The organism is Pseudogulbenkiania sp. FW507-F1, from assembly GCF_058781125.1.
Window position 1 is genome coordinate 1 of the sequence record NZ_JBYSWM010000022.1, and the last position, 26235, is coordinate 26235.

31 protein-coding genes and 1 other RNA gene are annotated in these 26235 nt (G+C 55.1%); 19 read left to right on the forward strand and 13 right to left on the reverse strand.

All coding sequences use genetic code 11. The features are described 5' to 3' along the window. Window positions 1-323 (reverse strand): phage protease (locus AC3WG5_RS14105; RefSeq protein ID WP_492569119.1); only part of this gene is annotated, 323 nt, incomplete at its 3' end. Window positions 324-601: 278 nt separating this feature from the next. Here AC3WG5_RS14105 and AC3WG5_RS14110 point away from each other — a divergent pair. The 3 genes from AC3WG5_RS14110 (at window position 602) to AC3WG5_RS14120 (ending at window position 3385) form a co-directional block, all read left to right on the forward strand. After that, the gene (locus AC3WG5_RS14110) at window positions 602-2068 is read left to right on the forward strand and encodes an RES family NAD+ phosphorylase (RefSeq protein WP_492569120.1); all 1467 of its coding nucleotides are present in this window, start codon (window positions 602-604) and stop codon (window positions 2066-2068) included. Between the two features lie 56 nt (window positions 2069-2124). Beyond that, window positions 2125-2538 (forward strand): hypothetical protein, encoded by a 414-nt coding sequence (locus AC3WG5_RS14115; protein WP_492569121.1) that lies wholly within the window; start codon window positions 2125-2127, stop codon window positions 2536-2538. Window positions 2539-2797: 259 nt separating this feature from the next. Beyond that, the gene (locus AC3WG5_RS14120) at window positions 2798-3385 is read left to right on the forward strand and encodes a hypothetical protein (protein ID WP_492569122.1); all 588 of its coding nucleotides are present in this window, start codon (window positions 2798-2800) and stop codon (window positions 3383-3385) included. 124 nt (window positions 3386-3509) lie between these two features. Here the strand turns inward: AC3WG5_RS14120 and AC3WG5_RS14125 are convergent, their stop codons facing one another. Next, window positions 3510-4343 carry a phage portal protein family protein gene (locus tag AC3WG5_RS14125; RefSeq protein WP_492569123.1) on the reverse strand — a complete coding sequence of 278 codons (834 nt, stop codon included), beginning with the start codon at window positions 4341-4343 and terminating at the stop codon, window positions 3510-3512. Between the two features lie 23 nt (window positions 4344-4366). Here AC3WG5_RS14125 and AC3WG5_RS14130 point away from each other — a divergent pair, with 23 nt between their 5' ends. The 5 genes from AC3WG5_RS14130 (at window position 4367) to AC3WG5_RS14150 (ending at window position 9387) form a co-directional block, all read left to right on the forward strand. Continuing rightward, a complete protein-coding gene (locus tag AC3WG5_RS14130) occupies window positions 4367-4675 on the forward strand; it encodes a hypothetical protein (protein ID WP_492569125.1) in 309 nt (102 codons plus the stop codon). Window positions 4676-4998: 323 nt separating this feature from the next. Then, on the forward strand, window positions 4999-5928 hold the full coding sequence (locus AC3WG5_RS14135) for a hypothetical protein (protein ID WP_492569127.1): 930 nt from the start codon (window positions 4999-5001) through the stop codon (window positions 5926-5928). Between the two features lie 565 nt (window positions 5929-6493). Continuing rightward, window positions 6494-6802 carry a M48 family metalloprotease gene (locus AC3WG5_RS14140; RefSeq protein ID WP_492569129.1) on the forward strand — a complete coding sequence of 103 codons (309 nt, stop codon included), beginning with the start codon at window positions 6494-6496 and terminating at the stop codon, window positions 6800-6802. A 575-nt stretch (window positions 6803-7377) separates the two neighbouring features. Further along, the gene (locus AC3WG5_RS14145; protein WP_492569131.1) at window positions 7378-8859 is read left to right on the forward strand and encodes a trypsin-like peptidase domain-containing protein; all 1482 of its coding nucleotides are present in this window, start codon (window positions 7378-7380) and stop codon (window positions 8857-8859) included. 57 nt (window positions 8860-8916) lie between these two features. Further along, window positions 8917-9387, forward strand: coding sequence for a hypothetical protein (locus AC3WG5_RS14150; RefSeq protein WP_492569133.1), 471 nt, complete (start codon window positions 8917-8919; stop codon window positions 9385-9387). A 216-nt stretch (window positions 9388-9603) separates the two neighbouring features. Here AC3WG5_RS14150 and AC3WG5_RS14155 read toward each other — a convergent pair whose 3' ends face one another. The 8 genes from AC3WG5_RS14155 to ilvA all read right to left on the reverse strand — a co-directional run bounded on the left by AC3WG5_RS14155 (window position 9604) and on the right by ilvA (window position 16286). Next, window positions 9604-9891 carry a hypothetical protein gene (locus AC3WG5_RS14155; protein ID WP_492569134.1) on the reverse strand — a complete coding sequence of 96 codons (288 nt, stop codon included), beginning with the start codon at window positions 9889-9891 and terminating at the stop codon, window positions 9604-9606. A 140-nt stretch (window positions 9892-10031) separates the two neighbouring features. Then, window positions 10032-11084 (reverse strand): AAA family ATPase, encoded by a 1053-nt coding sequence (locus AC3WG5_RS14160; protein ID WP_492569135.1) that lies wholly within the window; start codon window positions 11082-11084, stop codon window positions 10032-10034. 42 nt (window positions 11085-11126) lie between these two features. Continuing rightward, window positions 11127-11318, reverse strand: a complete 192-nt coding sequence (locus AC3WG5_RS14165; protein WP_492569137.1) for a helix-turn-helix transcriptional regulator — start codon at window positions 11316-11318, stop codon at window positions 11127-11129. A 100-nt stretch (window positions 11319-11418) separates the two neighbouring features. Then, complete coding sequence (locus AC3WG5_RS14170; protein WP_492569139.1) at window positions 11419-12144, reverse strand: hypothetical protein; 726 nt, start codon at window positions 12142-12144, stop codon at window positions 11419-11421. Between the two features lie 94 nt (window positions 12145-12238). Continuing rightward, window positions 12239-13459, reverse strand: a complete 1221-nt coding sequence (locus AC3WG5_RS14175) for a tyrosine-type recombinase/integrase (RefSeq protein ID WP_492569140.1) — start codon at window positions 13457-13459, stop codon at window positions 12239-12241. A gap of 165 nt (window positions 13460-13624) precedes the next feature. Then, window positions 13625-13988: a transfer-messenger RNA gene (ssrA, locus tag AC3WG5_RS14180) on the reverse strand. A 57-nt stretch (window positions 13989-14045) separates the two neighbouring features. Then, a complete protein-coding gene (locus AC3WG5_RS14185) occupies window positions 14046-14693 on the reverse strand; it encodes an HAD family hydrolase (protein WP_294863969.1) in 648 nt (215 codons plus the stop codon). A gap of 63 nt (window positions 14694-14756) precedes the next feature. Then, complete coding sequence (gene ilvA, locus AC3WG5_RS14190; RefSeq protein ID WP_492569142.1) at window positions 14757-16286, reverse strand: threonine ammonia-lyase, biosynthetic; 1530 nt, start codon at window positions 16284-16286, stop codon at window positions 14757-14759. Window positions 16287-16517: 231 nt separating this feature from the next. Between ilvA and AC3WG5_RS14195 the strand changes: the two genes are divergently transcribed. From AC3WG5_RS14195 to AC3WG5_RS14215, 5 genes are all read left to right on the forward strand, one after another. Continuing rightward, window positions 16518-17660, forward strand: coding sequence for a D-alanyl-D-alanine carboxypeptidase family protein (locus AC3WG5_RS14195; RefSeq protein WP_492569143.1), 1143 nt, complete (start codon window positions 16518-16520; stop codon window positions 17658-17660). Between the two features lie 69 nt (window positions 17661-17729). After that, window positions 17730-17999, forward strand: coding sequence for an HP0495 family protein (locus AC3WG5_RS14200; protein ID WP_482582393.1), 270 nt, complete (start codon window positions 17730-17732; stop codon window positions 17997-17999). A 2-nt stretch (window positions 18000-18001) separates the two neighbouring features. Next, window positions 18002-18625, forward strand: coding sequence for a lipoyl(octanoyl) transferase LipB (gene lipB / locus AC3WG5_RS14205; protein ID WP_008953895.1), 624 nt, complete (start codon window positions 18002-18004; stop codon window positions 18623-18625). Continuing rightward, window positions 18622-19569, forward strand: a complete 948-nt coding sequence (gene lipA / locus AC3WG5_RS14210) for a lipoyl synthase (RefSeq protein ID WP_008953896.1) — start codon at window positions 18622-18624, stop codon at window positions 19567-19569. The genes lipB and lipA overlap by 4 nt, the downstream gene beginning before the upstream one ends. 19 nt (window positions 19570-19588) lie before the next feature. Then, a complete protein-coding gene (locus tag AC3WG5_RS14215) occupies window positions 19589-20227 on the forward strand; it encodes a cytochrome b/b6 domain-containing protein (protein WP_492569146.1) in 639 nt (212 codons plus the stop codon). A 65-nt stretch (window positions 20228-20292) separates the two neighbouring features. On the opposite strand, the gene AC3WG5_RS14220 is transcribed toward AC3WG5_RS14215, so the two are convergent. Continuing rightward, window positions 20293-20733 carry a c-type cytochrome gene (locus AC3WG5_RS14220; protein WP_008953898.1) on the reverse strand — a complete coding sequence of 147 codons (441 nt, stop codon included), beginning with the start codon at window positions 20731-20733 and terminating at the stop codon, window positions 20293-20295. Between the two features lie 106 nt (window positions 20734-20839). Continuing rightward, window positions 20840-21130 (reverse strand): hypothetical protein, encoded by a 291-nt coding sequence (locus tag AC3WG5_RS14225; RefSeq protein ID WP_482582390.1) that lies wholly within the window; start codon window positions 21128-21130, stop codon window positions 20840-20842. Window positions 21131-21277: 147 nt separating this feature from the next. Here AC3WG5_RS14225 and AC3WG5_RS14230 point away from each other — a divergent pair, with 147 nt between their 5' ends. The 6 genes from AC3WG5_RS14230 to AC3WG5_RS14255 are packed head-to-tail and all read left to right on the forward strand — an operon-like array spanning window position 21278 to window position 25317. Then, the gene (locus AC3WG5_RS14230) at window positions 21278-21712 is read left to right on the forward strand and encodes a Fur family transcriptional regulator (RefSeq protein ID WP_008953900.1); all 435 of its coding nucleotides are present in this window, start codon (window positions 21278-21280) and stop codon (window positions 21710-21712) included. After that, a complete protein-coding gene (locus AC3WG5_RS14235; RefSeq protein ID WP_482582388.1) occupies window positions 21700-22632 on the forward strand; it encodes a CobW family GTP-binding protein in 933 nt (310 codons plus the stop codon). Before AC3WG5_RS14230 ends, AC3WG5_RS14235 begins: the two co-directional genes overlap by 13 nt. 11 nt (window positions 22633-22643) lie before the next feature. After that, a complete protein-coding gene (locus AC3WG5_RS14240; RefSeq protein WP_492569149.1) occupies window positions 22644-22802 on the forward strand; it encodes a hypothetical protein in 159 nt (52 codons plus the stop codon). Beyond that, a complete protein-coding gene (locus tag AC3WG5_RS14245) occupies window positions 22799-23542 on the forward strand; it encodes a metal ABC transporter ATP-binding protein (RefSeq protein WP_294863961.1) in 744 nt (247 codons plus the stop codon). The genes AC3WG5_RS14240 and AC3WG5_RS14245 overlap by 4 nt, the downstream gene beginning before the upstream one ends. Further along, a complete protein-coding gene (locus tag AC3WG5_RS14250; protein ID WP_008953904.1) occupies window positions 23542-24417 on the forward strand; it encodes a metal ABC transporter permease in 876 nt (291 codons plus the stop codon). Before AC3WG5_RS14245 ends, AC3WG5_RS14250 begins: the two co-directional genes overlap by 1 nt. A gap of 9 nt (window positions 24418-24426) precedes the next feature. After that, entirely contained in the window at window positions 24427-25317 is an 891-nt protein-coding gene (locus tag AC3WG5_RS14255) for a metal ABC transporter substrate-binding protein (RefSeq protein WP_492569152.1), read from the forward strand. On the opposite strand, the gene AC3WG5_RS14260 is transcribed toward AC3WG5_RS14255, so the two are convergent. After that, complete coding sequence (locus AC3WG5_RS14260) at window positions 25318-25998, reverse strand: sulfite exporter TauE/SafE family protein (protein ID WP_008953906.1); 681 nt, start codon at window positions 25996-25998, stop codon at window positions 25318-25320. Between the last annotated feature and the right edge of the window lie 237 nt (window positions 25999-26235).

A 26235-nucleotide genomic window follows, 5' to 3' on the forward strand; every position in this document is an offset into this window, starting at 1 on the left:
CAGATCGCCCCACCCCGCTCCTCCAGTTGCTTGATCCAGCCGGCGGCCTCGGCTTTTTTGCCGGTCTGCAGCACCACGCAGGACTGATGGTCGTAATCCACCACCGGCTCGATGCCGGCAGCTTGATCCGAGGCGAACGCCTGCAGGATGAGAGGGAGGCCACTGAACCAAGGGCCGCGCCCATCCCGGCCGGTAAACCGCCCGGCCGGAATCAGCTCGACCCACTCCGGCACCTCGGCGGGCAGATCGATGGTCAGCGCGTTGATGGCCCGCCCAGGAGAGCACAAGGCGTTGATGGCTAGGTGAAGTGGAGTCGTGTTCATGGCCCGCATTGTGAGCGGGCTGAAAATTGGTAAAACGGGGGAAGGGGTTCGGTAAGCCGGGAGGTGGGGTGACGGCGCGCTACGGTGATGGCGTTAAAAGCCCGTTAAATCGGCTCAGGTGCGGCTTGTGATGGTATTGGCATACATCGGCTACAGTGGCATGATGAACGTGTTGTGGCGGCGGTTTTGGAGATCCCGGCTACGCTTGTGTGTAGGACGCTCAAGATAATGTCCTCCACCAGAACCGGTGCCCACTTCACTGTCAGTCCGGAGACTAAATGGTGAGCCAGGACGAAATCGACATATTGAGGGCAAAGAGAATCTGCCATCGCTGTGTCGGCGAGGAGTATCTACGTGCCGAGATACAAAAGGATGGCCAGCGCCGTCGCTGCTCATACTGCAACAAGGTCGCTAGGTCCTACATCATTGGGGATTTATCCGAACGCATCGACAAGGTCTTCGAACAGCACTATACCCGCACCTCAAACGAACCGGACTCTTGGCAGTATTCATTGCTTTCGGATCGTGAGTCAGACTATGAGTGGGAGCGGGACGGCGAACTGGTTGTTCAGGCGATCGAGAGCGCGGCTCAAATTCCCGTAGAGGCTGCGGAGGACATTCAAGCGATTCTCGATGAGGAGTACAGCGACTTCGACTCTGCAGCGATGGGTGAAGAAACCGAATTCTCGCCGGAAAGCTATTACGAGGAGAAGGGGACCAGTGATCGGGCTTGGCAGGAGGAATGGCGCGACTTTGAGCGGTCTTTGAAAACCGAAGCACGCTTTTTCAGCCGGACAGCGGCGGCCCATCTCGCATCTGTATTTCGTGGGATCGAGACAATGTTTGCAACCGACGGTAGACAGTTGGTGATCGATGCCGGGCCTGGAACGACACTCAGCGCCATCTATCGCGCACGTGCTTTTCAATCCGACGACAAATTGGTGGATGCACTGTGCCGTCCAGATCAACACCTGGGCGCACCTCCCTCAAGTTTGGCGAGTGCCGGGCGAATGAATGCACGAGGCATTTCGGTGTTTTACGGAGCTAACGACCCCCGTGTTGCAATAGCTGAAGTGCGTCCGCCGGTCGGCAGCCAGGTTGCAGTCGCACGGTTTGATATCATTCGGCCCCTTCGGCTGCTTGATCTCACTGCCCTCAGCGTAGTAAGCGAGAGAGGCAGCATCTTTGATCCAGGCCTTGCTGATCGTCTTGAACGTGCCATGTTTTTGCGGTCTCTCAGCCAACGTATCACTAGGCCGGTCATGCCCGATGATGAGGCCTTCGATTACCTACCAACCCAAGCCATCGCTGACTTCCTGGCTACAGAGAACGAGCCTCCGATCGACGGAATCGTCTTTCCATCCGTCCAAGCGGCCGGAGATACGCTGAACGTGGTGCTCTTCCACAAGGCCGCTCGTGTCGACACAATCAGCATTCCCAAGGGAACGGAAATTCACGCGAGCACGGGCCAGGTAGGCGAAGAGGGCTGGGAGGATGACTATAGGGTGATTGAGGAGGTTCCGCCTGATCCGCCATCGGACGCAAAAAATGATGATGATAAGTGGCCGAGTCTCGCTAAGTTAACGGGTGCGTTGGGGTGGCCACCTGAACCTGGTTTCAGAGATCCGACGCTGCGTATTGACTTGGACTCGGTGAAGGTTCATGTCGTGCAACGAGTTGAGTTTGATACAGTTGAACATGATGTTCGTCGACATCGCTGGGTGAAGCGTGATCCAGAATTTTGAGGCTCATGTAGTGTGGGTTGGCTGTCGTCTGAAATTTATCCAAGGGTGAAGCAACTATGAGCAACGAGGAAATGCAGGAAGAGCAAAAGCTGTTTGCGTACATTCAGGAATTCAATGATAGTTTGGCAGGAATAGTTCAGGATTCCCTAAACATCGTGCTCTATCCAGTTGCCGTACTGAAAGCCAATGATTTGTTCGGGCAAAAATGGATGATAGATTCGGCGTTTGCAGGATTTCGCGCCAAAATTCCCATAGAGGCTGCTGTAGCCATGTTCATTCTAGCAAACGCCATGGTATTTACAAAAAACACCTCCACACTGGGCCTGCTATTTTCAAGTAAAAATCGAGAACGAAACCTTGAACTCAAAAAAATAACGCGATTCGTTAGCCCAACATTAGATAAATACGCAGGCAAAGGATTAGATGCTCGATTTATGTCAGAGCTGAAAAAAATAAACCATACTCCATAGCGGAGAGAAGAAATGCGTTTTTAATTCAGTTAAAAATAAGCAAAAACAAACACCTACTACGCTTTATTCCCATGCTCTGGAGCGCTGCTTTATATCGCCCTCCTTACCGCAGACATCTCAAATATGATCAAATAGGAATTTTTCCACACCAACATCCATGACCCATTATATTTTTTGAGTTTCATGACCAAATCAGGAAGTCGTTGCAAAGAAATTCATCAAATCGGCAAAAAATTAATAAACCATTGACTATCTATTTATGGAGCTACCTGTGGGGGCATGGCAAACAATTCTTTTTGCTTTTGGTGGCAATGCTGCATTACTTGCCGTTCTTGGACTTCTTGGGAAATCCCTGCTCGAAAAACTTATAGTTCGCGACACAAAACAGTATGAGGCCGACCTAAAAATCAGAACTGATTCTGCCATTGAGCAGCTAAAGAACAACTTGATGCTCAGCGTTGAAAGCTATAAAGTTCAACTCAAGAAATCAGAGTTTTTCTTTGAGAGAGAGTACGCTGCGGCACAAGAATTCACTACTATTGTTAGTACTATTACTCCACGCCCAAGCTGGCCGGACATGGAATGGCATGATGCACTGGAGGAAGTAATCGACAGCTTTGAAAAAATAGAGCGTCGCCTTCATGCCTTCCTGATATCGAACAGTCCGATTCTGACTGATGACGAAAGAAAGTTGCTACGCGAAACAATTTCCATTGCAACAACCGGAAATTTCCATGCAGTCAAAGGCGACCCGGCCGGATACAAATTGGCAGAATCACTATGCGAAAATATACAAAAACTTGAGACTCAACTAATTAAGCGTGTTCGTGAGCAATCAAGCCTGTAATCAATCAACTCACCTTATAACCTTAAATCACCTCAGCGTTAGAGAATACGCATCGCGGTGGCCACATTTCAATATAACCCAAGCCAAGTACAACCGACCATGCAGCCATAAATAATTTTTCACTTCAATTGTCAGGTTCCTCGAAATACCTCCCCAACACCGCCAGCAGCTCCGCCTCCGCCGCCGGAGCCAGCTGGCCGTTGGCATCCACCGGCAGCCCGGCCCGCACCAGGGTGTCGACCACTCCGGCCAATGCGGTCAGATCCTCCGGCTTGTTGATGCGCAGCCGGATCTTTGGGTAGGCGGCTTGCGGCCCGAGGTTGAGGTCGACCAGCGGGCGCACGTAGTCGCGGCTCAGCGTGCTTTCCAGCTCGATCACGTCCGATTCCAGGATGTCTTGCCTGACCTCGTTGTGCACCTTGCCCAGGGCGTAGGCTCCGCCGCCGCCGTCCCCGGTGTTGGTGGACAGGGTCTGGCCCAGCACCACCTTGCTGATCTGCTTGTCGAAGTACGCCGCCAGCCGGTCGTAGATGTCGACCGACGCCGCCTTGTTGCCGGCGTCGACGAAGTCGATCTCCATGTTCTTGGGGATGACGGCGGCTGCGTCGGTGCCCAGTTGGCGCAGCGCCATCAGCAGGGTATCGATGTCCTCGGCGGTGGCGCTGCTGTCGTACTTGCCGATGCGCAAGGGCTGGCCGTAGGCCTCGGCGAACACCACCCAGTCCTTGATGGCGTAGTTCGAAAACAGGAAGGCCCACGCCGCCATGACCGCTTTGAGGACATGCGACAGCTGGCCAGCCTCCTCTATCAATTGCTGCGGATGCTCGGCATGGAATTTGACCGGCGGGGTATGGCGGAAGAGCTGTTCCTGATGTTCCGGGTCAAGGTGTTTGCGCGAATGGGCTGGGAGGGTGGTCGCTTCGCCCTGGATAAAACTGTCTATGTGCGCGGCGTGCACCTGTTGTGTACAAAGTCCGGGACATGCATCCCTTCTCGTCCTGGTTTGCCCGCTGCCAGGCGATGCAGGCATTGCTCAATGGCAAGAAGGGTCTGGATGCGCAGTTCGGCCTACAGATTTTGCTAGTGCCCGACTGGCGGGACGGCCCACCCACCCGAAAGCAGTGGTGGCTTTGGCAGCAACATAACCTGCATTGGCTATGGGGATGGATGCATCTGAACCGCGATAACTCTGGGCGAGCCCCTGACGACACGTTGTGGAATGAGTTGGAGGCCAAGTTCGATACGCTCGACTGGGCCAAAAATCTGCTCCCTGCTTGGGGGGCACGGTGAGACTCAAGGCCATAGCTTGGCCTTCTTTGCCTGTTTTCAAGGCTAATATTTATAGTGTTACGGGTGAGTCTGGCCCGGCGCGAGATCATGCCAATTGAGAGCCTCTCGTGGAAATACATACTCCTGACTTTGGCAAATGTGGCCATGGTGATTACCTTGGAAATCCCTGCTAACGAAGGTGCAGAGCAAATTTTCAATTTGCGTCAACAAGCAGGTGAAAACCACAGAGTGCAGTCCCGCAGGAAAATTGCCTAACTCGTCGTATATGGACTCCGCTTCATGGCGCGGCGCAGCTCAGACGTTAGATTTCAAGAGGCTTTCTCATGACTTTCGACAGTACAAGAAACGTCATCACAGTGGGTCCCGATTCGGATTTCATAGCCGACTCCGGGGCGCTCTTCATCAGTGAACTGAAAGCCGACGCTGGCCGCGCTAACGCCTCAATGTTCCTGAAGAAAGACTGGGGCGTTATCGAGGCATGGCTTCAATGCGAGGGTCGTCCGTTGACACAAGGCGACTGCGAGAAGATTGGCAATGCGTGGCGCGCCTACATCGCGCTTGGTGTTGCACCATCTGAGCAACTTAATTTCGTATTTTTGCACTACTCCATACAAGCAGCACGTGATGGAGTTTTGACAGCACAAGACAGGCCGCCATCGGCGGTGATAGACGTCTTCGATCGTCTCCTTGCATCAGACGAGGATATCGCTAGAAAACGAAAGCAAGACTACAACGCTAGCCAGATCGCATCGAACACATCTGACACTGCCAACGTAGAGGAATACCACATGGATCTCGTTCACATTTCGAGTGCGGCGGAACTACTAAAAGTTGAGCACCCTCACTTTGGTAAGATTCAGAAACTTGGATTCCTCAAGACAACAGCCGGCTTGTTTACTGGTACCAGCAGGAAAGCCGACGCCATTGCGGATTACAGTTCAGGTAAACGCCAGTCTGTCGCGCTGCATATCGAAGCAGATAATTTCATGGCAACCATTGCCAGTTCTTTTTTGCTCGTCACACTTAAAGAAGGCGCGAGTAGATTCCCGGTTATCAGAAAAAAATGGAAGCTGGTCAATCAGGAAAAGGGCGAGGGAATTACAGAGTTCTTTGGTACGGTTAACACCTATGTAGATTCCGATGGCTTGAGGTGGGAACACAGATTCAAAAGGGCAACCGACGAGGATGAATTAGTTGGGTTTGATAGTAATGGGAAAGAAATCCTAGTCATCACACTTGAAACCATCCGATAAATTTGTTATCAAGAAACCGTAATAGATATAACACCTATCGATCGGTTTGACCGGATGCTTACCTATTTAGTGAAGCTGCACCCGATAGTGCTAACTGGGCGCTTATTATCTATGCTTCAGATAAAAAGATAGCTTGACCATCGTTTCCCTGTAGGTGCTTGGATTAATTGGCTGTTTCACAAAATTGCTGAGGTATTTTAAATTATTTCCTAATTTAAACTATAGTCTAGACGGTCCATGGAGGTGTGAAGTGGGTAGTTCGACTTTCAATATTTTCTTGGCTGCGCTTTCCGGATGTGCAACACAGGGAGATGTTCACTATTGGGATATGACAACTATTCCTAGCTTGTCGAATGATCTCATCGATTTTTATTTAGCAATGCGATAGTAAGGCGACTGTTGTAACAATCAGCCGAAACTACGCTATGCATATTCTCAGGATCAAGGAAAAATATCGAAAGCTGCAGAAATGCCAGTCACTGTATGGATTTCTGACGCTAAGGGTCCCAATACCTTCGCTACTATCGCCAAGTAAGGGAATGCCGTGATAGTAAGAACGATACCCATGATGAAACTGCTTGGCACTGACTATGATGCCTATGCGGCTCTGTTCGGGCATGAAATTGGACATATAGTCAAGAAACATATTGAGCAACATGAAGTGCGAAGAGGGTTCCTAGAAATACTGGGTGTAATCGCTAATCTCGCCATTGCTGCAAAAACTGGTGTTAATGCCAATAGCCTCACCGATTTGGGTGTCAATATCGTGGACAACATCTATAACCGGGACCAGGAACGTGAGGCGGATCGGCTTGGTCTGATCTACATGATCAAAGCTGGCTTTGATCCAAGCGGAGCAGTCCGGCTCCAGTGAGAGCTAATTTCTGCAACCGGTAGCGCGCAGATACCATTCTTGAGTTCGCATCTGACATGGTTGAAGCGGATCGAAAACCTCCAAAATATGGTGGGCGCATGCCGGTCTTCGCAATCAGATCACACTAAATTCTCAGAGTGATATGGCGGTTATCCTATCAAATTCTGGAAATTCATTTAGGATGCGTTGAGTTCAATATATTCAGTGTAATGCGGTTGGTGTAAGTTTTAATGGAGTTGAAATTAGTTGTAAAATTATCGCTCGATCTGTTATTTAGGCGTTTGTCATTTTTTTGAATGCGACTTTTTGTTCGGCTATCTTCTTGGTGTGAGTTAAGGCGGGTTGCAATTAAAGTTGGAATGTCAGGTGAGATTAGGGTTGTTTAGGCTTGTGAGGTGAGAAGGTTGATTGTCTCGATTGGGTTGATAGTCATTTTAAAGGTATAAGTGCAGGTCTGTTGTCTTTGATTTGCATTTGAAAACAATGATGAACTGATGTGTTGGATGAGAATTTATAATAAAGTGTATCGGCATTCCTTTTTTTCTATCCATTGTGTGCCAAGTGGAGGATAAATAATGTTGAAATGTAGATGCCTTCATATTGATGGAAAACCCAATGTGATTCTATGTGTAAAGCAAAGCGATAATAAGAAAAATACGTTGCAAATTTGCTTTTTTGTTGCACATTCCATCATTTTGTTGGCCTTGTGTTTTATGTCAAATTCGGCGGAAGCACTTCAACCTGAGGAAATTTTCAGAATGAATCGGGATGCCGTTGGCACTGTATTGACCCAGCAAGGTCAGGGAAGTGGTGTTGTGATTGGCGCTGGGGTTGTATTGACGAATTGCCATGTGGTGGCCGAAGCAAATTCTATTGAATTTGTGTCTAGAAAGCGTTATTTTTCGGCAAAATTAATTGCAGGCAACCAAGCGCTGGACCTTTGCAAACTTTTCGTGCCAGGGCTCAATGCTCACCCCGTTAAGATTCGTAGCTTAAGTAATATAAAAATAGGTGAAAGAGTTTATGCAATTGGTGGTCCGGAAAAGTTTGAATTGACTATTTCAGAAGGTCTGGTTTCTGGGTTAAGAGATATTGAGGATTCTTTTTTTATTCAGACCACTGCGCCAATTTCGCATGGGTCAAGTGGAGGAGGGTTGTTTGACTCTGTTGGGAACTTGATCGGTATTACGTCTGGGTCTTGGGTAAACGGGCAAAATATTAATTTTGCCATACCTGCCTCTTTCTCTACCAGGATGAAGGGTATGTCATATGTGAGTAAGGAAGATGAGGTGGATGGGATAAGGATAACTCCAGAGATAATTAATAGTGTTTTTACTATTTTTGAACGTCAAGATTTTAATGGCGCTGTAGTGGTTGGTGAAAAATGGGTTAAGCTAGATCCAAATTCTCCACAGGGATGGACAGTTCTCGGTTTCGGCTACTTAAATACAGATCGTTATGTCGATGCAGAGTCCGCATTACATCAAGCAGTGTACCTAGATCCAAGTTTCTCACCTGCTACTTATGGTCTTTCATTGTTATATGATCTGAAAGGTGATGTTGAAGAAAAGACTAGGTACATTCGTCAGTGTGCAGATAATGGAAGGTTAAAAAATTCGTACCTGCAGGGCTATCGTTTCCTCTGTATGGTTATGGGAGGGAATAAAAAGGGCTTGCAAGAGCTGAGAAAATTGGTGAGTGAACATAAATTTAAAAGCTGGTTGTTCACTTTGCTAGGGCAGGCTTATCTATCAGCGCATGATTTTGATCGAGCAAGAGAAGCCTCGGATCGCGCATTGGTAATCAATCCTAATAGTGTATGGGCTTATGATACGGCTGCTGCTGCCTTGATTGGGGCCCATGATTATATTGCAGCCAGCTTGTATGTTGGCAAGGCATTGAAAATAAGTCCGTCAAGCCCTGGTTCTTTGGAGTTGGAGGTGATGATTGCTCTGTTACAGGGGGATCGTGAAACAGCTAAGATGGCCTTCTCTCAATTGCAATCTGTAAATCCTTTAAGGGCAAATATATTGTTGGATAGATTTAGGAAAAAATAGTTGAAGCCGAATAATTATGGATAAGCAGAATTATTGAATTTTCTAGCGCAGTTAATCATGTCGCAAATCATCCAATGCCAAGGCAGCCTCTATACCGATGCTGAGCGTCGTTCAGCTGTCCTTGCTTACCTTACTCTCGGCAACGTGCGCAGTGTTGCAAAAATAACCGGCATCCCCTCCCGTACCCTCTATGACTGGCAGAAGACCGAATGGTGGGAAATCTTGGTCGCGCAACTTCGCGCAGAAAGGGACGCTCTACTCGATTCTGCCTTCACTAAAGTGATCGAAAAGGCGATGTGCTGCGTGATGGACCGCTTGGAAAACGGAGACGTTATCGTTTTGAAAAATGGATTGATAACTCGCCAACCAGTCTCTGTGAATCATGCAGCCCACATTCTCGATATCGTGCATAGTATCCGAGAAAAGCTAAGAGCTGCGATGCAAACCAAGCGAATCATCCCTCTTCATGAGCTAGCGGCTATGCTCGAAATGTTGGGAGAGGCGAGGGTAAAAAAAGACACAATATAAAAGAGATTGCTGTTGCCCGTGTGTGACGCTTCAGTTTTTTTGGCCAAGCTCGCGCAGTGTCAAGGCCCGTCCGCCGCCCGTTGGGCGGTCTCTCGGCCGGGCCATTTATACTTTTATACGTTGGTTTCGCTGTACGGGAATGTTCTATCAAGTGAATCATTTGCTTAGGGTGCAAGAAAAACTACCTGAGTGCGTGATTTGATATAAGTTAATTGCCTATATAATTTTGATTTTTGGTTGAAGACCTCTGGCGTTGTTCCACGCATCAATTTCTGCTTTACGCTCTGGCGAGTTCCAATACTCTATTGCTTCATGATGGCTCCTCCAAATTACTACAACCACAATATGGTTGCAGCTTCTTTTTGGGTCAACACATAAGATGGAATCCAGTCCGCCTGCCGCATGTCGACTGGATTCTTGCCTGTTAAATGTTTCAATAAAGGTCTTGGGAAGTGAAACATTTAATTCAATAAAAACGAGAGCGGTAGCGATTTTATCACCCATTTTGGATTCTCCTTGAGTCAATTTCCCATTTCCCGAGAGTTACCGAGTTTGGGAAGAAATGGGATTTTCGGGGTTTCCCATTTCCCGCTCTTCCCGCCCCTCCCTAGAGGGGGCGGGAACGGGAGGGAAAAATGGGAAAATCAGGGGAGCCATAGCCAGCCATCCTGCTCAAATAACCAGTTATTTTTTATCAAATCGTTGATCACCTTCTTGGCGCGTTCGACTTTCCGATTTTGGGGGCAGTCTAACTGATCTTTGGTCTGGCTAACGGCATCTTCCCTTCGGATAGCTCTTCGATTGTTTGGGATGAAAGATGGCAGGGTGTCACCTTTTATGCTGGTCTGCGAAAACAACTCTTGTAATGCTTTAAGAATAGTTATTTGATTTTTTCCTGAAGGAAGATTTTTCTCCTTAATTATGGCTTTGCCTTCTTTGTCTAAGATTGGTGCTACTATACAAGTCATAACTTTTTCACCGTCTTCGTCAATCCCTATTGCCACCTTCTCCAAGGTAAAATGGTAAGGAACACCTTCGCTGCCATCTTTTGACTTGGTCACTTGCCAGGTTCTCTTATCACTTTTTCCCTGGCGCTTCACCTCGATGGCGACATCCAGTGCAGCAAGAAGGCTGCTGTGTCCCCTCAATCCCTTGTTCTCGTCCTTTCCGGTGTGGTGGATCAGGATTACAAGCCCTCCAATCAGGGCCTGAAGGTGCGAAACATTGCCGATAATATCGCTCATGTCTCGGGACGCGTTTTCGTCTGCTCCTGGGCTGGCCCTATTCAGGGTGTCGATGATCACTACTCCGCTACCTGCTCCTTTTGCAAGAATGGCCTGAGCCAATGCTTCGACATCGTCTCGGTTGCGTAAATTGATAGGCTCAGTAAGAAAATGGAGTTGCTTGTTGTTGGTAGGGTACATTTCTCGGTAGGCTTTGGCCCTGTTCACCATGCCAACCGCTCCTTCCAGTGCGCAGTAGGTCACGTGGCAAGCCGATATATAGGAGCCGAACCATTCCCCGCCGACCGATAGTGCCATTGCCAGGGAAAGCGCAAAAAAACTTTTTCCGGCTCCGCTTGGGCCGAAGATGGCAGCTAACCCTGTTTCAGGTAGTATCCCCTTTGCACGCCACTTGATTGGCGGGAGCGTCATAAGCTCCTCAATTGATAGGAGCGGATATCGCTGTGCTTTCATGTATGTAGCTACTCATGATTCGGTGTCGGAGTGTCCTAGTGATCAGATGGCTCTACTGCTCTCGATCTTTCGTGCAATCCACTCATCAATTTCAGACTCGATCCAACCTTTAGAGCGTGCGCCCAAGAGTATGGACTTAGGGAACTGACCTTTGATCATGAGGGCGTATAGATGGCTACGGCTGATGCCGCAGCGAGCTAAGACAGCGGGTAGGCGGAGGATGCTAATAGCCATGATTGGACTCCTTTCACACTCTTGGTGTGTTGTGGATGTTACATGGCAATGATAACAAACTGGCGAAACGAAGATAATCTGTGTAATTCGCGTTAGCCGGCTATTGCGAATTGAGACGTGATTTTTTTATGATGCTTACGCGGTCTTTTATTCCTGAGATTGGAGATTTAACGGTGGCGCTACTGTTCTTACGCCAAAGTATTGAATCAGCAGTGATGTCCTCGATGACGCCTCCACCCTTCAGTTTTGCCAACTCCTTAAGAACCTGCTTCCAAGTAAAGTCGGGGTGTTGATCAAGGATTTCGGTAATGATGCGATTTAATGCATTTGGGCGTTGCTTGCCGGCAATTTTCTTCTGGTGCAGAGAAAAATTTGCCTGATATACCTCGGACATTGTCAGAACATCCGACAGCCATTTTATTCGCCAATAAAAGACGGCATAGTCATTGCATTGCTCAAAAGTAACCGTTCGTTGTTCAGAGAGAGCTTTGGATAGCATATTGATTTGTTTGGCGGTCTTGATAATTCCAACCGCTGCAATGAATGGATAACGTTCCAGATGATAGGGGTCGACATCCTTGCTTGTCATTCCTTGGGGGAAGTCCTTGTTGGGGTGCATGTGCTTTACAAACATCAATGCTTTAACAAGCTCGTGCTCGCCCTTGTTATCTAGGGCTTTCCAATCGGAGCGAAATTGTTCTCCTCCAACCTGAATCCCTTCATCTAAGAGAAACTGCTTTGCCAAGGTATCAAGCGATGTCGTCAGTTCCAGAAATGCCTTGATCGTGGGATGTGTACTGTTTTCTTTATTGCTCTTGGTGCCCATATGGGGCTGCTCCTGGCGTTGTAATAAAGTCGTACCCTCTGCTGACTGTGAAAACTACCTTTCACACAGGGCAAGAAGATCAATGATCCAATCGCTATGCCTGCTTGGTAGTACAGATGGGTACGACCTTGGCGCCGTTGGCCAATCTATCCAGATAATCGGCCCACGCCTGCATCATCTTTCGCCGTTCGGGCAGATGCTCGGCAAAGTTATACGCTGCACGCACCTGATTCCGCTCTCCATGGGCCAGTTGCCGTTCTATAGCGTCACGATGCCATCCCTGTTCGTTCAAGATGGTGGAGGCCATGCTGCGGAAACCATGGCCGGTCATTTCCTCCTTGGCATAGCCCATTCTGCGAAGGGCTGCGTTGACGGTGTTCTCGCTCATCGGTCGGCCATTCGTCCTGGCCCCCGGAAATACATACTTCCTATTCCCAGTCAGGGGATGTAGCTCGCGGAGAATCTCCACTGCTTGCCTAGAAAGTGGGACAAGGTGTTGCTCGCGCATTTTCATGCGCTCAGCAGGGATGCGCCACTCCGCCGCATCAAGATCAAACTCTGCCCATTCCGCCTTGCGCAGTTCGCCAGGGCGCACGAATACGAGTGGGGCGAGGAGTAGTGCGCACTTGGTAACAACGCTGCCCTGGTAGCCTTTTATGGCCCGTAGCAGGTCGCCAATTCTCTTGGGGTCGGTGATGGTGGCGTGATGCTTTTCTTTGACAGGGGAGAGGGCACCACGCAGGTCCGCTGCCAGGTCTCGGTCGGCTCGCCCGGTGGCGATGGCGTAGCGGAAAACCTGGCTGCAGTTTTGTAGCGCACGGTGTGCGGTTTCCACTGCTCCCCGACTCTCGACTCTACGAAGTGTTGTCAGTAGTTCAATGGCTGTGACTTCTGCGATTGGTCTGTTGCCGAGCCATGGAAAAATATCCCGCTCAAGTCGACGGATGATCTTGTCTGCATGGCTTTCGGCCCAAGTAGGGGAGTACTTAGCAAACCACTCGCGTGCCACAGCCTCGAAACTGTTCTCAGCCGAAATCTTTGCTGCATGCTTTGCCTGTTGCTTGGCTACCCCAGGGTCAACACCGTTAGCGAGTAGCTTGCGGGCTTGGTCACGCCGCTGTCTGGCTTCGGCAAGTGTGGCCTCGGGGTACACACCGAGCGCGAGCAACTTCTCCTTGCCAGCGAAACGGTACTTTAGCCGCCAGTATTTGCTGCCGTTCGGGTTGATGAGTAGGAACAGGCCTTTCTCGTCAGCTAGCTTGATGGGCTTGTCTGCGGGCTTAGCATTGCGTACTGCAACGTCGGTGAGTGCCATGTGGGGGTACCTCCAGGCAGTGGGGGCTGAGTTACCCCCACTTGTACCCCCTGAATGGTCTGGATGTAGGGGGTACTTACTGGACAGTATAGGACAAGCTAGAAAGCAAAAACCCCATGAAATCATGGGGTTCTGGCTCTTCCTGGACGGCTCAGGAAATCAAATTGGTGGAGGCGGCGGGAATCGAACCCGCGTCCGGAAATCCTCTACAGTGAGTTCTACATACTTAGCCGTGTCATTTGGATTTAACTCCGGGTCACGCCGACGGGCAGGCTGGACTGGAGCGAGTCACCTATTGTTTCGCGCTGGATCAAGTGACCCGGTACAGCGCTAGCTGATGTAGAGTGACACTGCAGCGGTTTGACCCACCCGACCCATCAGCGAATCGTTGCAGTGTCTAGCGCGATTAAGCGGCTAGAGCGTAAGTTTCGTCGTTTGCGACTAAATAAATTCAGTGTTTTACGGGGTGACTGAAATCCCGGTATGCCCTCATCTGCTTCGCAACCCCCGTCGAAACCAGGTCGCCCCCAGATAAAGTGTTGTGATTGTACAGACAAAGGGGGGTGTCTGCTAGTTCCGCGGTCGATTAAAGATAATTCAACAATTGGAGCGGGTGGTCGATGGCGAGGTCGGCACCCCAGGCGTGCGGGGTGTCGAGATCCGAGATGTAACCCCAATTGGCCAGCACCGTTTTCATGCCTACGGCGTGGCCGGCCTGGATGTCGCGCTCGGCGTCACCGACGTAGATGCAGCAACTTGGGTCGGCGCCGATCAGTTCGGCCGCATGCAGCATCGGCTTGGGGTCGGGCTTGGCGACGCCGACGGTGTCGCCACTGACGACCACCGCCGGGGGCGTGGCGAAAGGGAGGGCGGGCACCAGGCGGTCGGTGAAGCGCATCGGCTTGTTGGTGACGATGCCCCAGCGCAGATCGCGTGCGGCAAGCTGCAGGATCAACTCGTTGATGCCGTCGAACAGGCAGGTCTGGTCGGCGAAACTGGCCTCGTAATGATCGAGGAAGCGGGTGCGCAGCGCATTGAAATCGGGATGGCCCAGGTCGATGCCGAATCCCAGGCGGATCAGGCCGCGGGCGCCGTGCGAGGCGATGGGGCGGATGGCGTCAAAGGGCTGCGCTGGCAGGCCTTCTTCCGCCAGCAGCCGGTTCAGCGCGGCGCCGAGGTCGCGTGCGGTATCGGCCAGGGTTCCGTCAAGGTCGAACAGTACGGCTTTGATCATGGTGTGTGATGCGGGTCAGGCTTCGGCCAACCTTTTGCACGGGCGCAAGGTTGGCCGCAGGGGTTACAGGGCGGTCTTGCCCAGGAATAGCTTGTACGCCGGGTTGTCGGTCTCTTCGACGTAAGGGTAGCCCAAGCTGTCGAGGAAGGTCTGGAAAGCCTCGTTGTCGTAGCCGGGCACCTGGATGCCAACCAGCACCCGGCCGTAGTCGGCGCCGTGGTTGCGGTAGTGGAACAGGCTGATGTTCCAGTCGGTACGCATGGCGTCGAGGAAGCGCATCAGTGCGCCCGGACGTTCCGGGAACTCAAAGCGCAGGATGCGTTCGTCGCGCAGTGCCGGGGCGTGGCCGCCGACCAGGTGGCGAATGTGCAGCTTGGCCAGCTCGTTGTCGGTCAGGTCGAGGCCGTCCAGCTCGTTGCTCTTGAGGTCGTCGATGATGCGGGTGACGTCGTCCTTGCTGCTGATCTGCACCCCGACGAAGACGTGGGCGGTCTTGTCGTCGGCGTAGCGGTAGTTGAATTCGGTGATGTTGCGGTTGCCGACCACGCTGCAGAACTTCTTGAAGCTGCCCGGTTTTTCCGGAATGGTGACCGCGATCACCGCCTCACGCCGCTCGCCCAGCTCGGAGCGCTCCGACACGTGGCGCAGGCGGTCGAAGTTCATGTTGGCGCCACAGTTGATGGCGACGAAGGTCTTGCCCTGACAGCCTTCCCGTTCGACATAGGCCTTGACCGCAGCCACCGCCAGTGCGCCGGCAGGCTCGGTGATCGAGCGGGTGTCTTCAAAGATGTCCTTGATAGCGGCGCAGATGGCGTCGGTATCGACCAGGATGATCTCATCAAGCAACTCCCGGCAGATACGGAAGGTCTCTTCGCCCACCAGTTTCACCGCCACGCCATCGGCGAACAAGCCCACGTCTTTCAGCTCGACACGCTCGCCCTTGTCGATGGACTGCTTCATGGCGTCGGAATCGACCGGCTGCACGCCGATGATCTTGATTTCCGGCTTCAGGCGCTTGATGTAGGAAGCCACCCCCGCCGCCAAGCCGCCGCCGCCGATGGCGACGAACACGGCGTCGATCGGTCCAGGATGCTGGCGCAGGATTTCCATGCCGATGGTGCCCTGGCCGGCGATGACGTCAGGGTCGTCAAACGGCGGGATGTAGGTCTTGCCGGTTTCCGCCACCAGTTTCATGGCGTGCAGGTAGGCATCGCTGAACGACTCGCCGGACAGCACGACCTTGCCGCCGCGACGGGTGACGCCGTCGATCTTGACCTGAGGGGTGGTCACCGGCATCACGATGATGGCTTCGCAGCCGATTTTCTGGGCAGACAGCGCCACGCCCTGGGCATGGTTGCCGGCGGAGGCGGTAATCACGCCTTTTTCCAGCTGCTCGGCGGTGAGCTTGGCCATCTTGTTGTAGGCGCCGCGCAGCTTGAAGGAAAAGACCGGCTGCAGGTCTTCGCGCTTCAGCAAAATGGTGTTGTTGAAACGGCGGGACAAGTTGGGGGCCGGTTCCAGCGGCGTCTCGATTGCCACGTCATAAACGCGCGAGGTCAGAATACGTTCCAGATAATCTTGAGGGTGGTGCATGGTGATGCCGATTGTCCTGATGTTTTCTTTGTGAACTGTCAGAGTATCAGGAACTCCAAGCTCTCGGGAAGCCGGCAGCTCCTGCATCGGTCGCCACGATGGATCGCCAGGGTAATTTTTGGTTGAAGAGGGCGGATTCGGGTGTGTTTTTGGCCGCATCGGTCCGAAGCAGGGGTATAATTGCTGGCCATATCGTTCACACCCATCATCGTGAAGTGCCGTTCCACGCTAATGAAAAAACTGACTAGCCTGCTTGTGGCAGCCGCTGTTGCTCTGCCGTCCGTTTCCTTCGCCAATGCCCCGTTCGTTCCTCCCGTTCCGGAAATCGCCGGCAAGGCTTATTACCTGGTCGATTTTTATAGTGGCCAGGTCGTGGCCTCGAGCGATCCGGATAAGCGGATCGCCCCGGCTTCGCTGACCAAACTGATGACCGGTTACCTGACCTACAAGGCCATCAAGGAAAAGCGCCTGACCCTCGATCAGAAACTGACCGTGTCCCATAAGGGCTGGACCACGGGCGGTTCGCGCATGTTCCTCGACCCCAAGATTCCGGTCAGTGTCGACGACCTGATCAAGGGCATGGACGTGCAGTCGGGTAACGACGCCTGCGTGACCCTGGCAGAAGCCATCGCCGGCAGTGAAGAGGCGTTCGGCCAGATGATGACGGCCGAAGCGCGCCGGCTGGGGATGAACAACACCCAGTTCCGCAACGCCACCGGTCTGCCGAACCCGGAACACTACACCACGGTACACGATCTCGGCATCCTGGCCAGCGCGATCATTCGCGAGTACCCCGAGTTCTACAAGACCTACTCGCTCAAGTCGTTCACCTATAACGGCATCTCCCAGCCCAATCGCAACCTGCTGCTGTACCGCGACCCCAACGTCGACGGCATGAAAACCGGCTTCACCGACGACGCCGGCTACAACATGGTGGCATCCAGCCGCCGCGATGGCCGTCGGGTGATTTCCGTGGTGGTGGGTACCGCCAGTCCGGAAGCCCGCGCGGTGGAAAGTTCCAAGCTGCTGAACTATGGCTTGCAATTCTTCGATACGCCCAAACTCTATGCGGCGAGCAAGCCGGTTTCGGAAATTCCGGTGTACAAGGGCGATGCCAGGAAACTGCCGATCGGTTTCGCCAGCGATGTCTACACCACGGTGCTGAAGGGGCAGTCTGCCCAGCTCAAAGCCGACCTGACCACCAGTCAGCCGGTCATCGCGCCGATCAAGGCGGGCCAGGTCGTGGGCAAGCTGGTCGTCAGCCTGGATGGCAAGAAGGTGTTGGAACGCCCCGTGGTGGCGCTGAAGGCGATCGAACAGGGTAATTTCTTCAGCCGCTTGTGGGACAGCATCAAGCTGATGCTGGGCTGGTAAGCGCATGCGGTTGGCCGGCTGCCCACGAGGGCTTCGGCCAACCTTTGTCTGTTTTCAGGATGTGGTGTCATGAGTAACGATCTCAAGGATTTGCTGGATTTCCCCTGCCGCTTCCCCATCAAGGTGATGGGCGAGCACCATCCGGAATTCCACACCATCATTTACGAGGTGGTGCGGGTGCACGCGCCGGATCTCGAGATGGTGGACATCGTGGCGCGTGACAGTTCCAGCGGCAAGTACATCTCGCTGACGGTCAACGTCATGGCCGTGTCGCGCGAGCAGCTGGACAGCATTTACATGGCGCTGACCGCCCACGCCATGGTCAAGGTGGCGCTGTAACCATGGGTCGTATCGTCAAGCATCTCGGGCTGGTCGACTACTCGCCCACCTGGCGGGCCATGCAGGCCTTTACCGATAATCGTACCGCCGATACGCCGGACGAGCTGTGGTGCCTGGAGCATCCGCCGGTGTACACGCTGGGTCTGGCCGGCAAGCCAGAGCACCTGATCATGCCGAGCCAGATCGAGGTCGTGAAGTGCGACCGTGGCGGCCAGGTGACCTACCACGGCCCCGGTCAGCTGGTGGTGTACTTGCTGATCGACTTCAAGCGCATGGGCATCGGCGTGCGCGAACTGGTGCGGCGCATCGAACAATCGGTCATCGATCTCTTGGCCGAACTGGGTATCGAAGCCAACGGCGACGTCAATGCGCCGGGGGTATACGTGCGGGGCGAGAAGATCGCCTCGCTGGGACTGCGCATCAAGAACGGCGCGGTGTATCACGGTCTGAGCCTGAACGTGGACATGGACTTGACACCGTTCAGCTGGATCAACCCTTGCGGCTACGCCGGCCTCAAGGTCACGCAGATCAAAGACCAAGGCGCTTCGCTGACGGTAGCTGAAACGGCTGAACGCCTGCTGCCGCACCTGGAGCGACACCTGACGGTGAAGAAGGAGACCGCATGAAACTGGACAACCAGACTGGCGTGAAGCACAAGGGCGCCGAAAAGACCGCACGCATTCCGATCAAGATCGTGCCGCTCGACGAAAAACTGAAGAAGCCCGAGTGGATTCGCGCCAAGCTGCCCAACGGCCAGCGTTTCAACGAGATCAAGCAGATCCTGCGTGAGCAGAAGCTGCATACCGTCTGTGAAGAAGCCACTTGCCCGAACATCGGCGAGTGTTTCAGCAACGGCACCGCTACCTTCATGATCATGGGCGACATCTGCACCCGGCGCTGCCCGTTCTGCGACGTCGGCCATGGTCGTCCCAACCCGCTCGATCCGAACGAGCCCAAGCACCTGGCCGAAACCGTGGCCGCGCTCCGGCTCAAGTACGTGGTGATCACCTCGGTCGACCGCGACGACCTGCGTGACGGCGGCGCCCAGCACTTTGCCGACTGCATCAGCGAAATCCGCAAGTTGTCGCCGAGCACCCAGATCGAAGTGCTGGTGCCGGACTTCCGCGGTCGTCTCGACATTGCGCTGGACATCCTGACGCAAACGCCTCCGGACGTGATGAACCACAACCTGGAGACCGCGCCGCGTCTCTACAAGCAGGCCCGTCCGGGTGCCGATTACCAGCACTCGCTCACCCTGCTCAAGGAATTCAAGGCGCGCAACCCGAATGTATCGACCAAGTCCGGCATCATGGTCGGCCTTGGTGAGACCGACGAGGAAGTGTACGAAGTGATGGCCGACATGCGCGCCCACGACATCGACATGATCACCATCGGCCAGTATCTGCAGCCGACCGACGGCCACCTGCCGGTGCTGCGCTACGTCCATCCGACGGTGTTCAAGCAATTCGAGGACAAGGCTTACGAGGCCGGCTTCAAGCATGCGGCGGTTGGCGCCATGGTGCGTTCCAGCTACCACGCCGACCAGCAGGCGCATGGCGCCGGGGTGTAATAGCGTGAAGCAGCGGGTGATGGTGTGGGATTTGCCGCTTCGCCTGTTTCACTGGGGTATGGCCGGGCTGTTTGGCGCCATGTGGTTTACCGGCAAACAGGGCGGCGACTGGCTGCATTACCATCAGTTGGCGGGTTTTACGCTGGCCACGCTCTTGCTGTTTCGCTTGGTATGGGGCGTGTTCGGCAGCGAGACGGCGCGCTTTGGCCGTTTCGTGGCCGGGCCGCGCACGGTGGTACGCTACCTGCGCGGCGAATTGAGCGAGGCGGAGCAGCCGGGGCATAACCCGCTGGGGGGCTGGATGGTGCTGGCCCTGCTTTGCACCTTGTCGCTGCAGGTGCTCTCCGGGCTGTTTGCCGCCGACGTCGACAGCTATCTGTACGATGGCCCGCTGGCGGCCCGTGTCGCCGGCGAAGTGGCCGAGCGCATCACGGCCTGGCACAAGGCCTCGTTCGATGCGTTGCTGGTGTTGGTGTCGCTGCACCTGCTGGCCATTCTGGTGTATCGCGTGGTCAAGCGCAAAAACCTGGTGCTGCCGATGATTACCGGTTACAAGGCGATCGATGGGCAGGTCCGCTCGCTGCATTTTGCTCCGGCGGGCTTGGCGCTGCTCGCGCTGGGCGGTTCGGCGGGAGTGTTCTACGCGCTATTGCATTAGCCTCCGGATACACAGTCATAAAAAAAGCTGGCCTATGCCAGCTTTTTTTATGACTGTCGTGCGGCTCACTTTTCCGGGCCGCGGAAGCTGTCGTGACAGGATTTGCAGCTTTGTGCCACCACGCCATAACTGCGCTTGATGTTGGCGATGTCGCCCGTTTTGGCCGCGGCATCGAGGTCGTTCACCGCCGTCAGGAACTTCTGCTGTGCGGCCTTGAATTTTTCCGGCTGGCTCCAGATTTCGGGCTTGGCTCGGCTTTTCGCGTCGATGCTGTTCGGCGTGAACAAGGTGAAGGGGGTCGCAGCGATCTGCTTCAGTGTATCCGCCTGCTTGATGAATTCATCCTTGCGGTACGGTGCGCGATCGCGTGCCACCAGCCCCATCGGCTCGAACGTTCGCAGGATTTTCTTGAAGGACTGCTGGCGCTCTTCCCCGGACGAGGCCAAGACCGGGAGCGACAGAACTAACAGGGCGAGGGCGGGGGCAAGGTTTTTCGGGAGTGTCATTGGCGTCGAACTCGGGTTGAACAAGCCGGTAAGAGTGAGCGCTTCAGCTTAAGTTAAGCTGAAGCGCTCGGGTAAAACGCGAGGGAGCGGTGACGGACGGTTGGTCTCAACTCAGCTCGCCGGCCTGCTTCGAGCGACGTGCCGTGTAATGACTGGCTTTACCAGCCTGGCTAGGGGTGTCGAGTTGCAGGGTTTGCTCGGCGAGCATGTCCAGATGAGCGGCCAGTTTGGCCTGTTCGTCGCGCGTCAGATTGTTTTTGCCCGGCGCTGATTGCGCGGTCCGCTGCGCCGCTTGCTGGCACTGCGCGAAGGCGTCGGAACGAGGGGTGATCAGGCCTGCGGCAAGCGCGCTGGTTACCAAGAGGCAGCCAGCCAGACACGATAGCATCCGCTTCATATGTTCTTCTCCGGTCGTTGATTGGCGTGAAGCCAGTCTAACACCATGAGAAATCCATTATACATGCCAAGAGTGTTAATAGTTGTGAAGGGAAGTGTTATATAATAACATAATGACTTCACTCCAGAATCGTTGACCTTTCCCGTGATGAACAAGCAAAGCTATTTGGCCGCTGCCGAGCAGCATTGCCTGCACCGAGGCTGCAAGCTCACTGCCTTGCGCCGGCATATCCTCGAGCTGGTGCTCGAATATGATGGCGTGGTCAAGGCTTACCAGGTGTTGGCCGATCTGCAGCGCGAGCGCGGTGTGGCCGCGCCGCCAACCGTCTACCGGGCACTCGACTTTCTGGTCGAGCAGGGGTTGTTGCATAAGGTGGATGCCTTGAACGGCTTCGTCGTATGCAGTCATTTCGAATGCAATCACCATGGTTTGATCCTGGTGTGCGAGCAGTGCGGGCGGGTCGAGGAAATCGATGCCAGCCAGTTTTTGGGGGCGCTGAAGGAAGTGACCGAGGCGGTGGGTTTTGAAAGTCGTGAGCAGAACTTGCTGCTCACCGGGTTATGCAAGGCATGTCACGCATGAAGAAAACGATTGTCAATCTGTTCACCGGGTTTCTCGGGGTGGGCAAAACCACGGCTTTGCGCCATCTGATCGCCAACCGGCCGGCACATGAGCGCTGGGCTGTTATCGTCAATGAATTTGGCGAGGTCGGTATCGACGGCGCGGCTCTGAGCAGCGACGAACTGCCGGTGGCTGAAATCGCCGGTGGCTGCATGTGCTGCGTGGCCGGCCCGCAAATGACGGTCACCGTGGCCAACCTGCTGCGCCGCGAGCGGCCTGACCGGCTTCTGATCGAAGCCAGCGGGCTGGCCCATGCTGCGGGCGTGATCGACGAATTGCGCGAACCGCCGCTGGGCGATGCACTGACGCTGGGGGCGGTACTGACCGTGGTCGACCCACGCCAGTTCACCAATCCCGATTACTTCCGCCAGCCGCTTTATCGCGACCAGGTCTCACTGGCCGACGTGTTGGTCGCCAACAAGGTCGACCTGGCCGACGTCGACATGCTGGACGCCTTCCGGCGCCAGGCGGCCAGTCTGTTTCCGCCAAAATCGCTGGTGTCTGAGGTGCGGCAGGGGGCGCTGGATCCGGCCTGGCTCGACCTCGCGGTGGTGCCCAAATCGCGTTATCGCCCGGCAGTGCCGCCTCAGGCCGCCATGGACTGGCGCTCGCAGGGCTGGCTCTTCTCCCCGGATACGGACTTCAACGGCGAGGCGCTGACGGATTTCTTCGACACCCTGCCGCAACGTGTGCCGGGGCTGGTGCGTGCCAAGGGGGTATTCCGGGTGCTGGGTTCGTGGGTCTGGCTCAACTGGGCGGAAGGGCAGTGGGGGGCGAGCCAGGTTGCCTGGCGTCGTGACAGCCGCTTCGAATTGATCGCGCCCGAGTTGGATGCGGAAGAGATCGAGGCCGCCTTGCGCGCCTGTATCGAACAACAGTGAATGGCATCATCATGAATAATGATCATCATCATCACCATCATCAGGAACCCACTCCGCAGCTTGGCGTCAGCCTGATGGGAATGTCGGTGGCCGAGCGGCTGGGCGGCGTGCTGGTCCTGCTGGCCCTGTTGTGGAGCATCGTCGGCTGGGCAATGGGGGGCGGGGAATGAGTGTTCGCGTCGAGAACCTGACGGTCTCCTACCTGCGTCACCCGGCGGTGCATCACGTCAGCGGATCGTTTGCCGAAGCCGAGGCGACCGCCATCTTCGGGCCCAACGGCGCCGGCAAGAGCACGCTGCTCAAGACCATGATCGGCGCACTGAAGCCGGACTCCGGTCATGTCAACCTGGGGCCATTTCAGCGCAAGGACATTGCCTATCTGCCGCAACAGTCGGAGATAGACCGTACCCTGCCGGTTTCGGTCCACGACCTGGTGGCCACGGGGCTGTGGCACCAGACCGGGGTGTTCGGCAAGGTTGGCCGAAAGCAGCGGGGAAAGATCCAGGAGGCGCTGCAGGCAGTGGGGCTGGTCGACTTCGCCGAGCGTCCGATCTCGGCCCTGTCGACCGGGCAGTTCCAGCGCGTCTTGTTTGCCCGCATCCTGCTGCAGGATGCGCCGCTGATCCTGCTGGACGAGCCGTTCAACGCCGTCGATGCCAAGACCACTTACGATCTGCTCGAGCTGGTGCGCCGCTGGCGCGATGAAGGACGCACGGTGATCGCGGTGCTGCACGATTATGAACAGGTACGGGCCTACTTCCCGTACACGTTGCTGCTGGCGCGCGAAGTCGTGGCCTGGGGCAAGACTGAACTGGTGTTGACCGACCTCAACCTGCGCCGGGCGGCGGAAACGGCAGCGCACTGGCACGAACGTGCTCCGGTTTGCCGTGTGGACGAGGAGGCGGTGTAATGACGCACTTGTACGACCTGCTCATCTCGCCCTTCGTCGAGTTCGCCTTCATGCGCCGTGCCTTGGCGGGCTGCCTGGCGCTGGCGCTGGGTAGCGGCCCCGTCGGCCTGTTCCTGGTGATGCGACGCATGAGCCTGATGGGCGATGCGATGAGCCACGCCGTACTGCCCGGGGCGGCGGTCGGTTTCATGGTGGCCGGATTGAGCTTGCCGGCAATGAGCCTGGGAGGCTTTGTCGCCGGGGTGCTGGTGGCGTTGCTGGCTGGCCTCGCCACCCGTTTCACCACCGTCAAGGAAGACGCCAGCTTCGCTGCCTTCTACCTGCTGTCGCTGGCCGTAGGGGTATTGCTGGTGTCGCGCAATGGCAGCAACGTCGACCTGATCCACATCCTGTTCGGTTCGGTGCTGGCGGTGGACGATGCCGCCTTGCTGCTGGTGTCCGGCGTAGCGTCGTTCAGCCTAGTGGTGCTGGCGATCATCTATCGCCCGCTGGTACTGGAGAGCCTCGACCCCGTGTTCCTGCGTGCGGTCGGCGGCAAAGGCGGTATCTGGCATCTGGCATTCCTGATGCTGGTCGTGCTGAATCTGGTGGCCGGCTTCCAGGCGCTGGGCACGCTGATGGCGGTGGGTTTGATGATGCTGCCTGCCATCACGGCCCGGCTGTGGGTGCCGAGCATCGGCCGCATGCTGGCCTTCTCGGTCGGGTTGGCGTTTGTCTGCGGCATCGGCGGGCTGCTGCTGTCCTATCATTTTGAACTTCCATCCGGGCCGGCGATCATCCTGCTGGCCGGGCTGTTCTATCTGCTGTCCCTGTTCGTGGCGCCGCTGGGTGGGGCCTTGCCCCGTTATATCCGTGCCCGCCATTTCGAGTCGTAAGGTAAAGAAATGAAGAAAACTTTGTTGGGTGTTGCCCTCTTGAGCCTGCCTTTGTGGGCGTGGGCCAAGCTGCCGGTTATAGCCAGTTTCAGTATCGTGGCGGACATGACCCGTGAAATCGGCGGCGACCGCGTCGAAGTGGTGTCGCTGGTCGGTCCTAACCAAGATGCCCACGTGTTTCAGCCGGCGCCGGCGGACGTGAAACGCCTGGCCGCGGCCAAGGTGTTCGTCGTCAACGGCCTGGGCTTCGAGGGGTGGATGGGGCGTCTTACCCGTTCCGCCGGGTTCAAGGGAACGCTGATCGAAGCCAGCAAGGGTATCCAGCCGTTGATGGTGGAGGAGCATGGGGTGGAAGAGCACGGCCACCAGCATGGTGGTGTCGACCCGCACGCCTGGCAAGACCCCGAGCGGGTGCAGACTTACATCAAGAACATTGCGGAAGGGTTGAGCAAGGCGGATCCAGAGGGACAAGCCGTCTACCGGCAGCGCGCGGCCGACTACGGACGCAGGGTGAGCGAGGTGGATCAATGGGCGGCCAAGGCCTTTGCCGCCGTGCCGGCCGTGCAGCGCAAGGTACTGACCTCGCACGACGCTTTTGCTTACCTGGGTAAGCGCTATGGCATCCAGCTGCTGTCGCCGCAGGGGGTGAGCACCGATACCGAGGCGTCAGCCAAGGCCGTGGCGATGCTGGTACGACAGGTAAAAAAGGAAAAGGTCAAGGCCATCTTCTTTGAGAACATGAGCGACAAGCGCCTGCTCGAGCAACTGGCAAGGGAGGCCAATGTGAAGGCTGGCGCGGCACTGTACGCCGATGCCCTGTCGGCGCCCAACGGACCGGCCAATAGCTACCTGGCGCTGTTCCGTTACAACGTGGATACCATTCTCAAATCGTTCCGTTGATCAAAAGTGGGGGTGTTGCGGCAGCAGATGGCTGAGTAATTGATACACACCCATTCCCACCACGGCCAGTCCGGCAATCAGCCGCACTGGCCGTTTTTGCAGCCAGCGTTTCAAGGTGTTGGCGAACAAACCCATGGCGAGCAGATTGGGCAGCGTTCCCAGAGCAAACGCCAGCATGACCAGCGCGCCACGAGCGGCCGACCCCGAGGCCAGGGCGGTGAGGCTGGCACTATAGACCAATCCGCACGGCAACCATCCCCACAGCGCGCCTGCCAGCAGCGCCTGACCTGGATGGCGTATCGGCAGCAGGGGAGCCAACAGCGGCTGCAAGCGCCGCCACACGGGCTTCCCGATTGTTTCGATGCGGGTGATGGCGGGCGATAACCCTGCCAGGTATAACCCCATGCCGATGATCATCACGTTGGCCAGCAGGTAGAGGCCAATTTGCAGCGGGCGTACTTGCAGCAAGGAGAGCCCTGCCTGCGCCAGACCGCCGAGTAAGGCGCCAATCAGTACGTAGCTGGCCATGCGCCCGATATTGTAGGAGAGCAGGATGAAACCGCGTCGTTGCTCGGGCAGATTCAGGGACAGCGCCGTGACTATGCCGCCACACATGCCGATACAGTGCCCACCGCCGAGGAGCCCGGCCAGGAACAAAACAAGAAAACTGGTTTCAATCATCGACGGCACCGTCACGGAAAGCCTGATTTTACCAAAGAGGCAGTGGCTCTACCTGCATGTCGCTTTTCTTGCCTTTGGAATAATTGAAAAGGCACCGATTTTATTTTGGCATTCACCAAGCAAAGAGCTAAAAATCAATAAGTAAGAAACAGTTGTTGTACTGGTAAATATCTGTGTCAACAATGGCTGGGCGCACCCTGCGCTGCCCTGAGAGGCTGCTGTGAGGTGCCTGCCGCC

Excerpts from the sequence above, each read along its gene's own strand:
- AC3WG5_RS14110 (WP_492569120.1), top strand. The coding sequence starts at position 602 with ATGGTGAGCCAGGACGAAATCGACATATTGAGGGCAAAGAGAATCTGC.
- AC3WG5_RS14115 (WP_492569121.1), top strand. The coding sequence starts at position 2,125 with ATGAGCAACGAGGAAATGCAGGAAGAGCAAAAGCTGTTTGCGTACATT.
- AC3WG5_RS14120 (WP_492569122.1), top strand. The coding sequence starts at position 2,798 with ATGGAGCTACCTGTGGGGGCATGGCAAACAATTCTTTTTGCTTTTGGT.
- AC3WG5_RS14130 (WP_492569125.1), top strand. The coding sequence starts at position 4,367 with ATGCATCCCTTCTCGTCCTGGTTTGCCCGCTGCCAGGCGATGCAGGCA.
- AC3WG5_RS14135 (WP_492569127.1), top strand. The coding sequence starts at position 4,999 with ATGACTTTCGACAGTACAAGAAACGTCATCACAGTGGGTCCCGATTCG.
- AC3WG5_RS14140 (WP_492569129.1), top strand. The coding sequence starts at position 6,494 with ATGATGAAACTGCTTGGCACTGACTATGATGCCTATGCGGCTCTGTTC.
- AC3WG5_RS14145 (WP_492569131.1), top strand. The coding sequence starts at position 7,378 with ATGTTGAAATGTAGATGCCTTCATATTGATGGAAAACCCAATGTGATT.
- AC3WG5_RS14150 (WP_492569133.1), top strand. The coding sequence starts at position 8,917 with ATGTCGCAAATCATCCAATGCCAAGGCAGCCTCTATACCGATGCTGAG.
- AC3WG5_RS14155 (WP_492569134.1), bottom strand. The coding sequence starts at position 9,891 with ATGGGTGATAAAATCGCTACCGCTCTCGTTTTTATTGAATTAAATGTT.
- AC3WG5_RS14160 (WP_492569135.1), bottom strand. The coding sequence starts at position 11,084 with ATGAAAGCACAGCGATATCCGCTCCTATCAATTGAGGAGCTTATGACG.
- AC3WG5_RS14165 (WP_492569137.1), bottom strand. The coding sequence starts at position 11,318 with ATGGCTATTAGCATCCTCCGCCTACCCGCTGTCTTAGCTCGCTGCGGC.
- AC3WG5_RS14170 (WP_492569139.1), bottom strand. The coding sequence starts at position 12,144 with ATGGGCACCAAGAGCAATAAAGAAAACAGTACACATCCCACGATCAAG.
- AC3WG5_RS14175 (WP_492569140.1), bottom strand. The coding sequence starts at position 13,459 with ATGGCACTCACCGACGTTGCAGTACGCAATGCTAAGCCCGCAGACAAG.
- AC3WG5_RS14185 (WP_294863969.1), bottom strand. The coding sequence starts at position 14,693 with ATGATCAAAGCCGTACTGTTCGACCTTGACGGAACCCTGGCCGATACC.
- ilvA (WP_492569142.1), bottom strand. The coding sequence starts at position 16,286 with ATGCACCACCCTCAAGATTATCTGGAACGTATTCTGACCTCGCGCGTT.
- AC3WG5_RS14195 (WP_492569143.1), top strand. The coding sequence starts at position 16,518 with ATGAAAAAACTGACTAGCCTGCTTGTGGCAGCCGCTGTTGCTCTGCCG.
- AC3WG5_RS14200 (WP_482582393.1), top strand. The coding sequence starts at position 17,730 with ATGAGTAACGATCTCAAGGATTTGCTGGATTTCCCCTGCCGCTTCCCC.
- lipB (WP_008953895.1), top strand. The coding sequence starts at position 18,002 with ATGGGTCGTATCGTCAAGCATCTCGGGCTGGTCGACTACTCGCCCACC.
- lipA (WP_008953896.1), top strand. The coding sequence starts at position 18,622 with ATGAAACTGGACAACCAGACTGGCGTGAAGCACAAGGGCGCCGAAAAG.
- AC3WG5_RS14215 (WP_492569146.1), top strand. The coding sequence starts at position 19,589 with ATGGTGTGGGATTTGCCGCTTCGCCTGTTTCACTGGGGTATGGCCGGG.
- AC3WG5_RS14220 (WP_008953898.1), bottom strand. The coding sequence starts at position 20,733 with ATGACACTCCCGAAAAACCTTGCCCCCGCCCTCGCCCTGTTAGTTCTG.
- AC3WG5_RS14225 (WP_482582390.1), bottom strand. The coding sequence starts at position 21,130 with ATGAAGCGGATGCTATCGTGTCTGGCTGGCTGCCTCTTGGTAACCAGC.
- AC3WG5_RS14230 (WP_008953900.1), top strand. The coding sequence starts at position 21,278 with ATGAACAAGCAAAGCTATTTGGCCGCTGCCGAGCAGCATTGCCTGCAC.
- AC3WG5_RS14235 (WP_482582388.1), top strand. The coding sequence starts at position 21,700 with ATGTCACGCATGAAGAAAACGATTGTCAATCTGTTCACCGGGTTTCTC.
- AC3WG5_RS14240 (WP_492569149.1), top strand. The coding sequence starts at position 22,644 with ATGAATAATGATCATCATCATCACCATCATCAGGAACCCACTCCGCAG.
- AC3WG5_RS14245 (WP_294863961.1), top strand. The coding sequence starts at position 22,799 with ATGAGTGTTCGCGTCGAGAACCTGACGGTCTCCTACCTGCGTCACCCG.
- AC3WG5_RS14250 (WP_008953904.1), top strand. The coding sequence starts at position 23,542 with ATGACGCACTTGTACGACCTGCTCATCTCGCCCTTCGTCGAGTTCGCC.
- AC3WG5_RS14255 (WP_492569152.1), top strand. The coding sequence starts at position 24,427 with ATGAAGAAAACTTTGTTGGGTGTTGCCCTCTTGAGCCTGCCTTTGTGG.
- AC3WG5_RS14260 (WP_008953906.1), bottom strand. The coding sequence starts at position 25,998 with ATGATTGAAACCAGTTTTCTTGTTTTGTTCCTGGCCGGGCTCCTCGGC.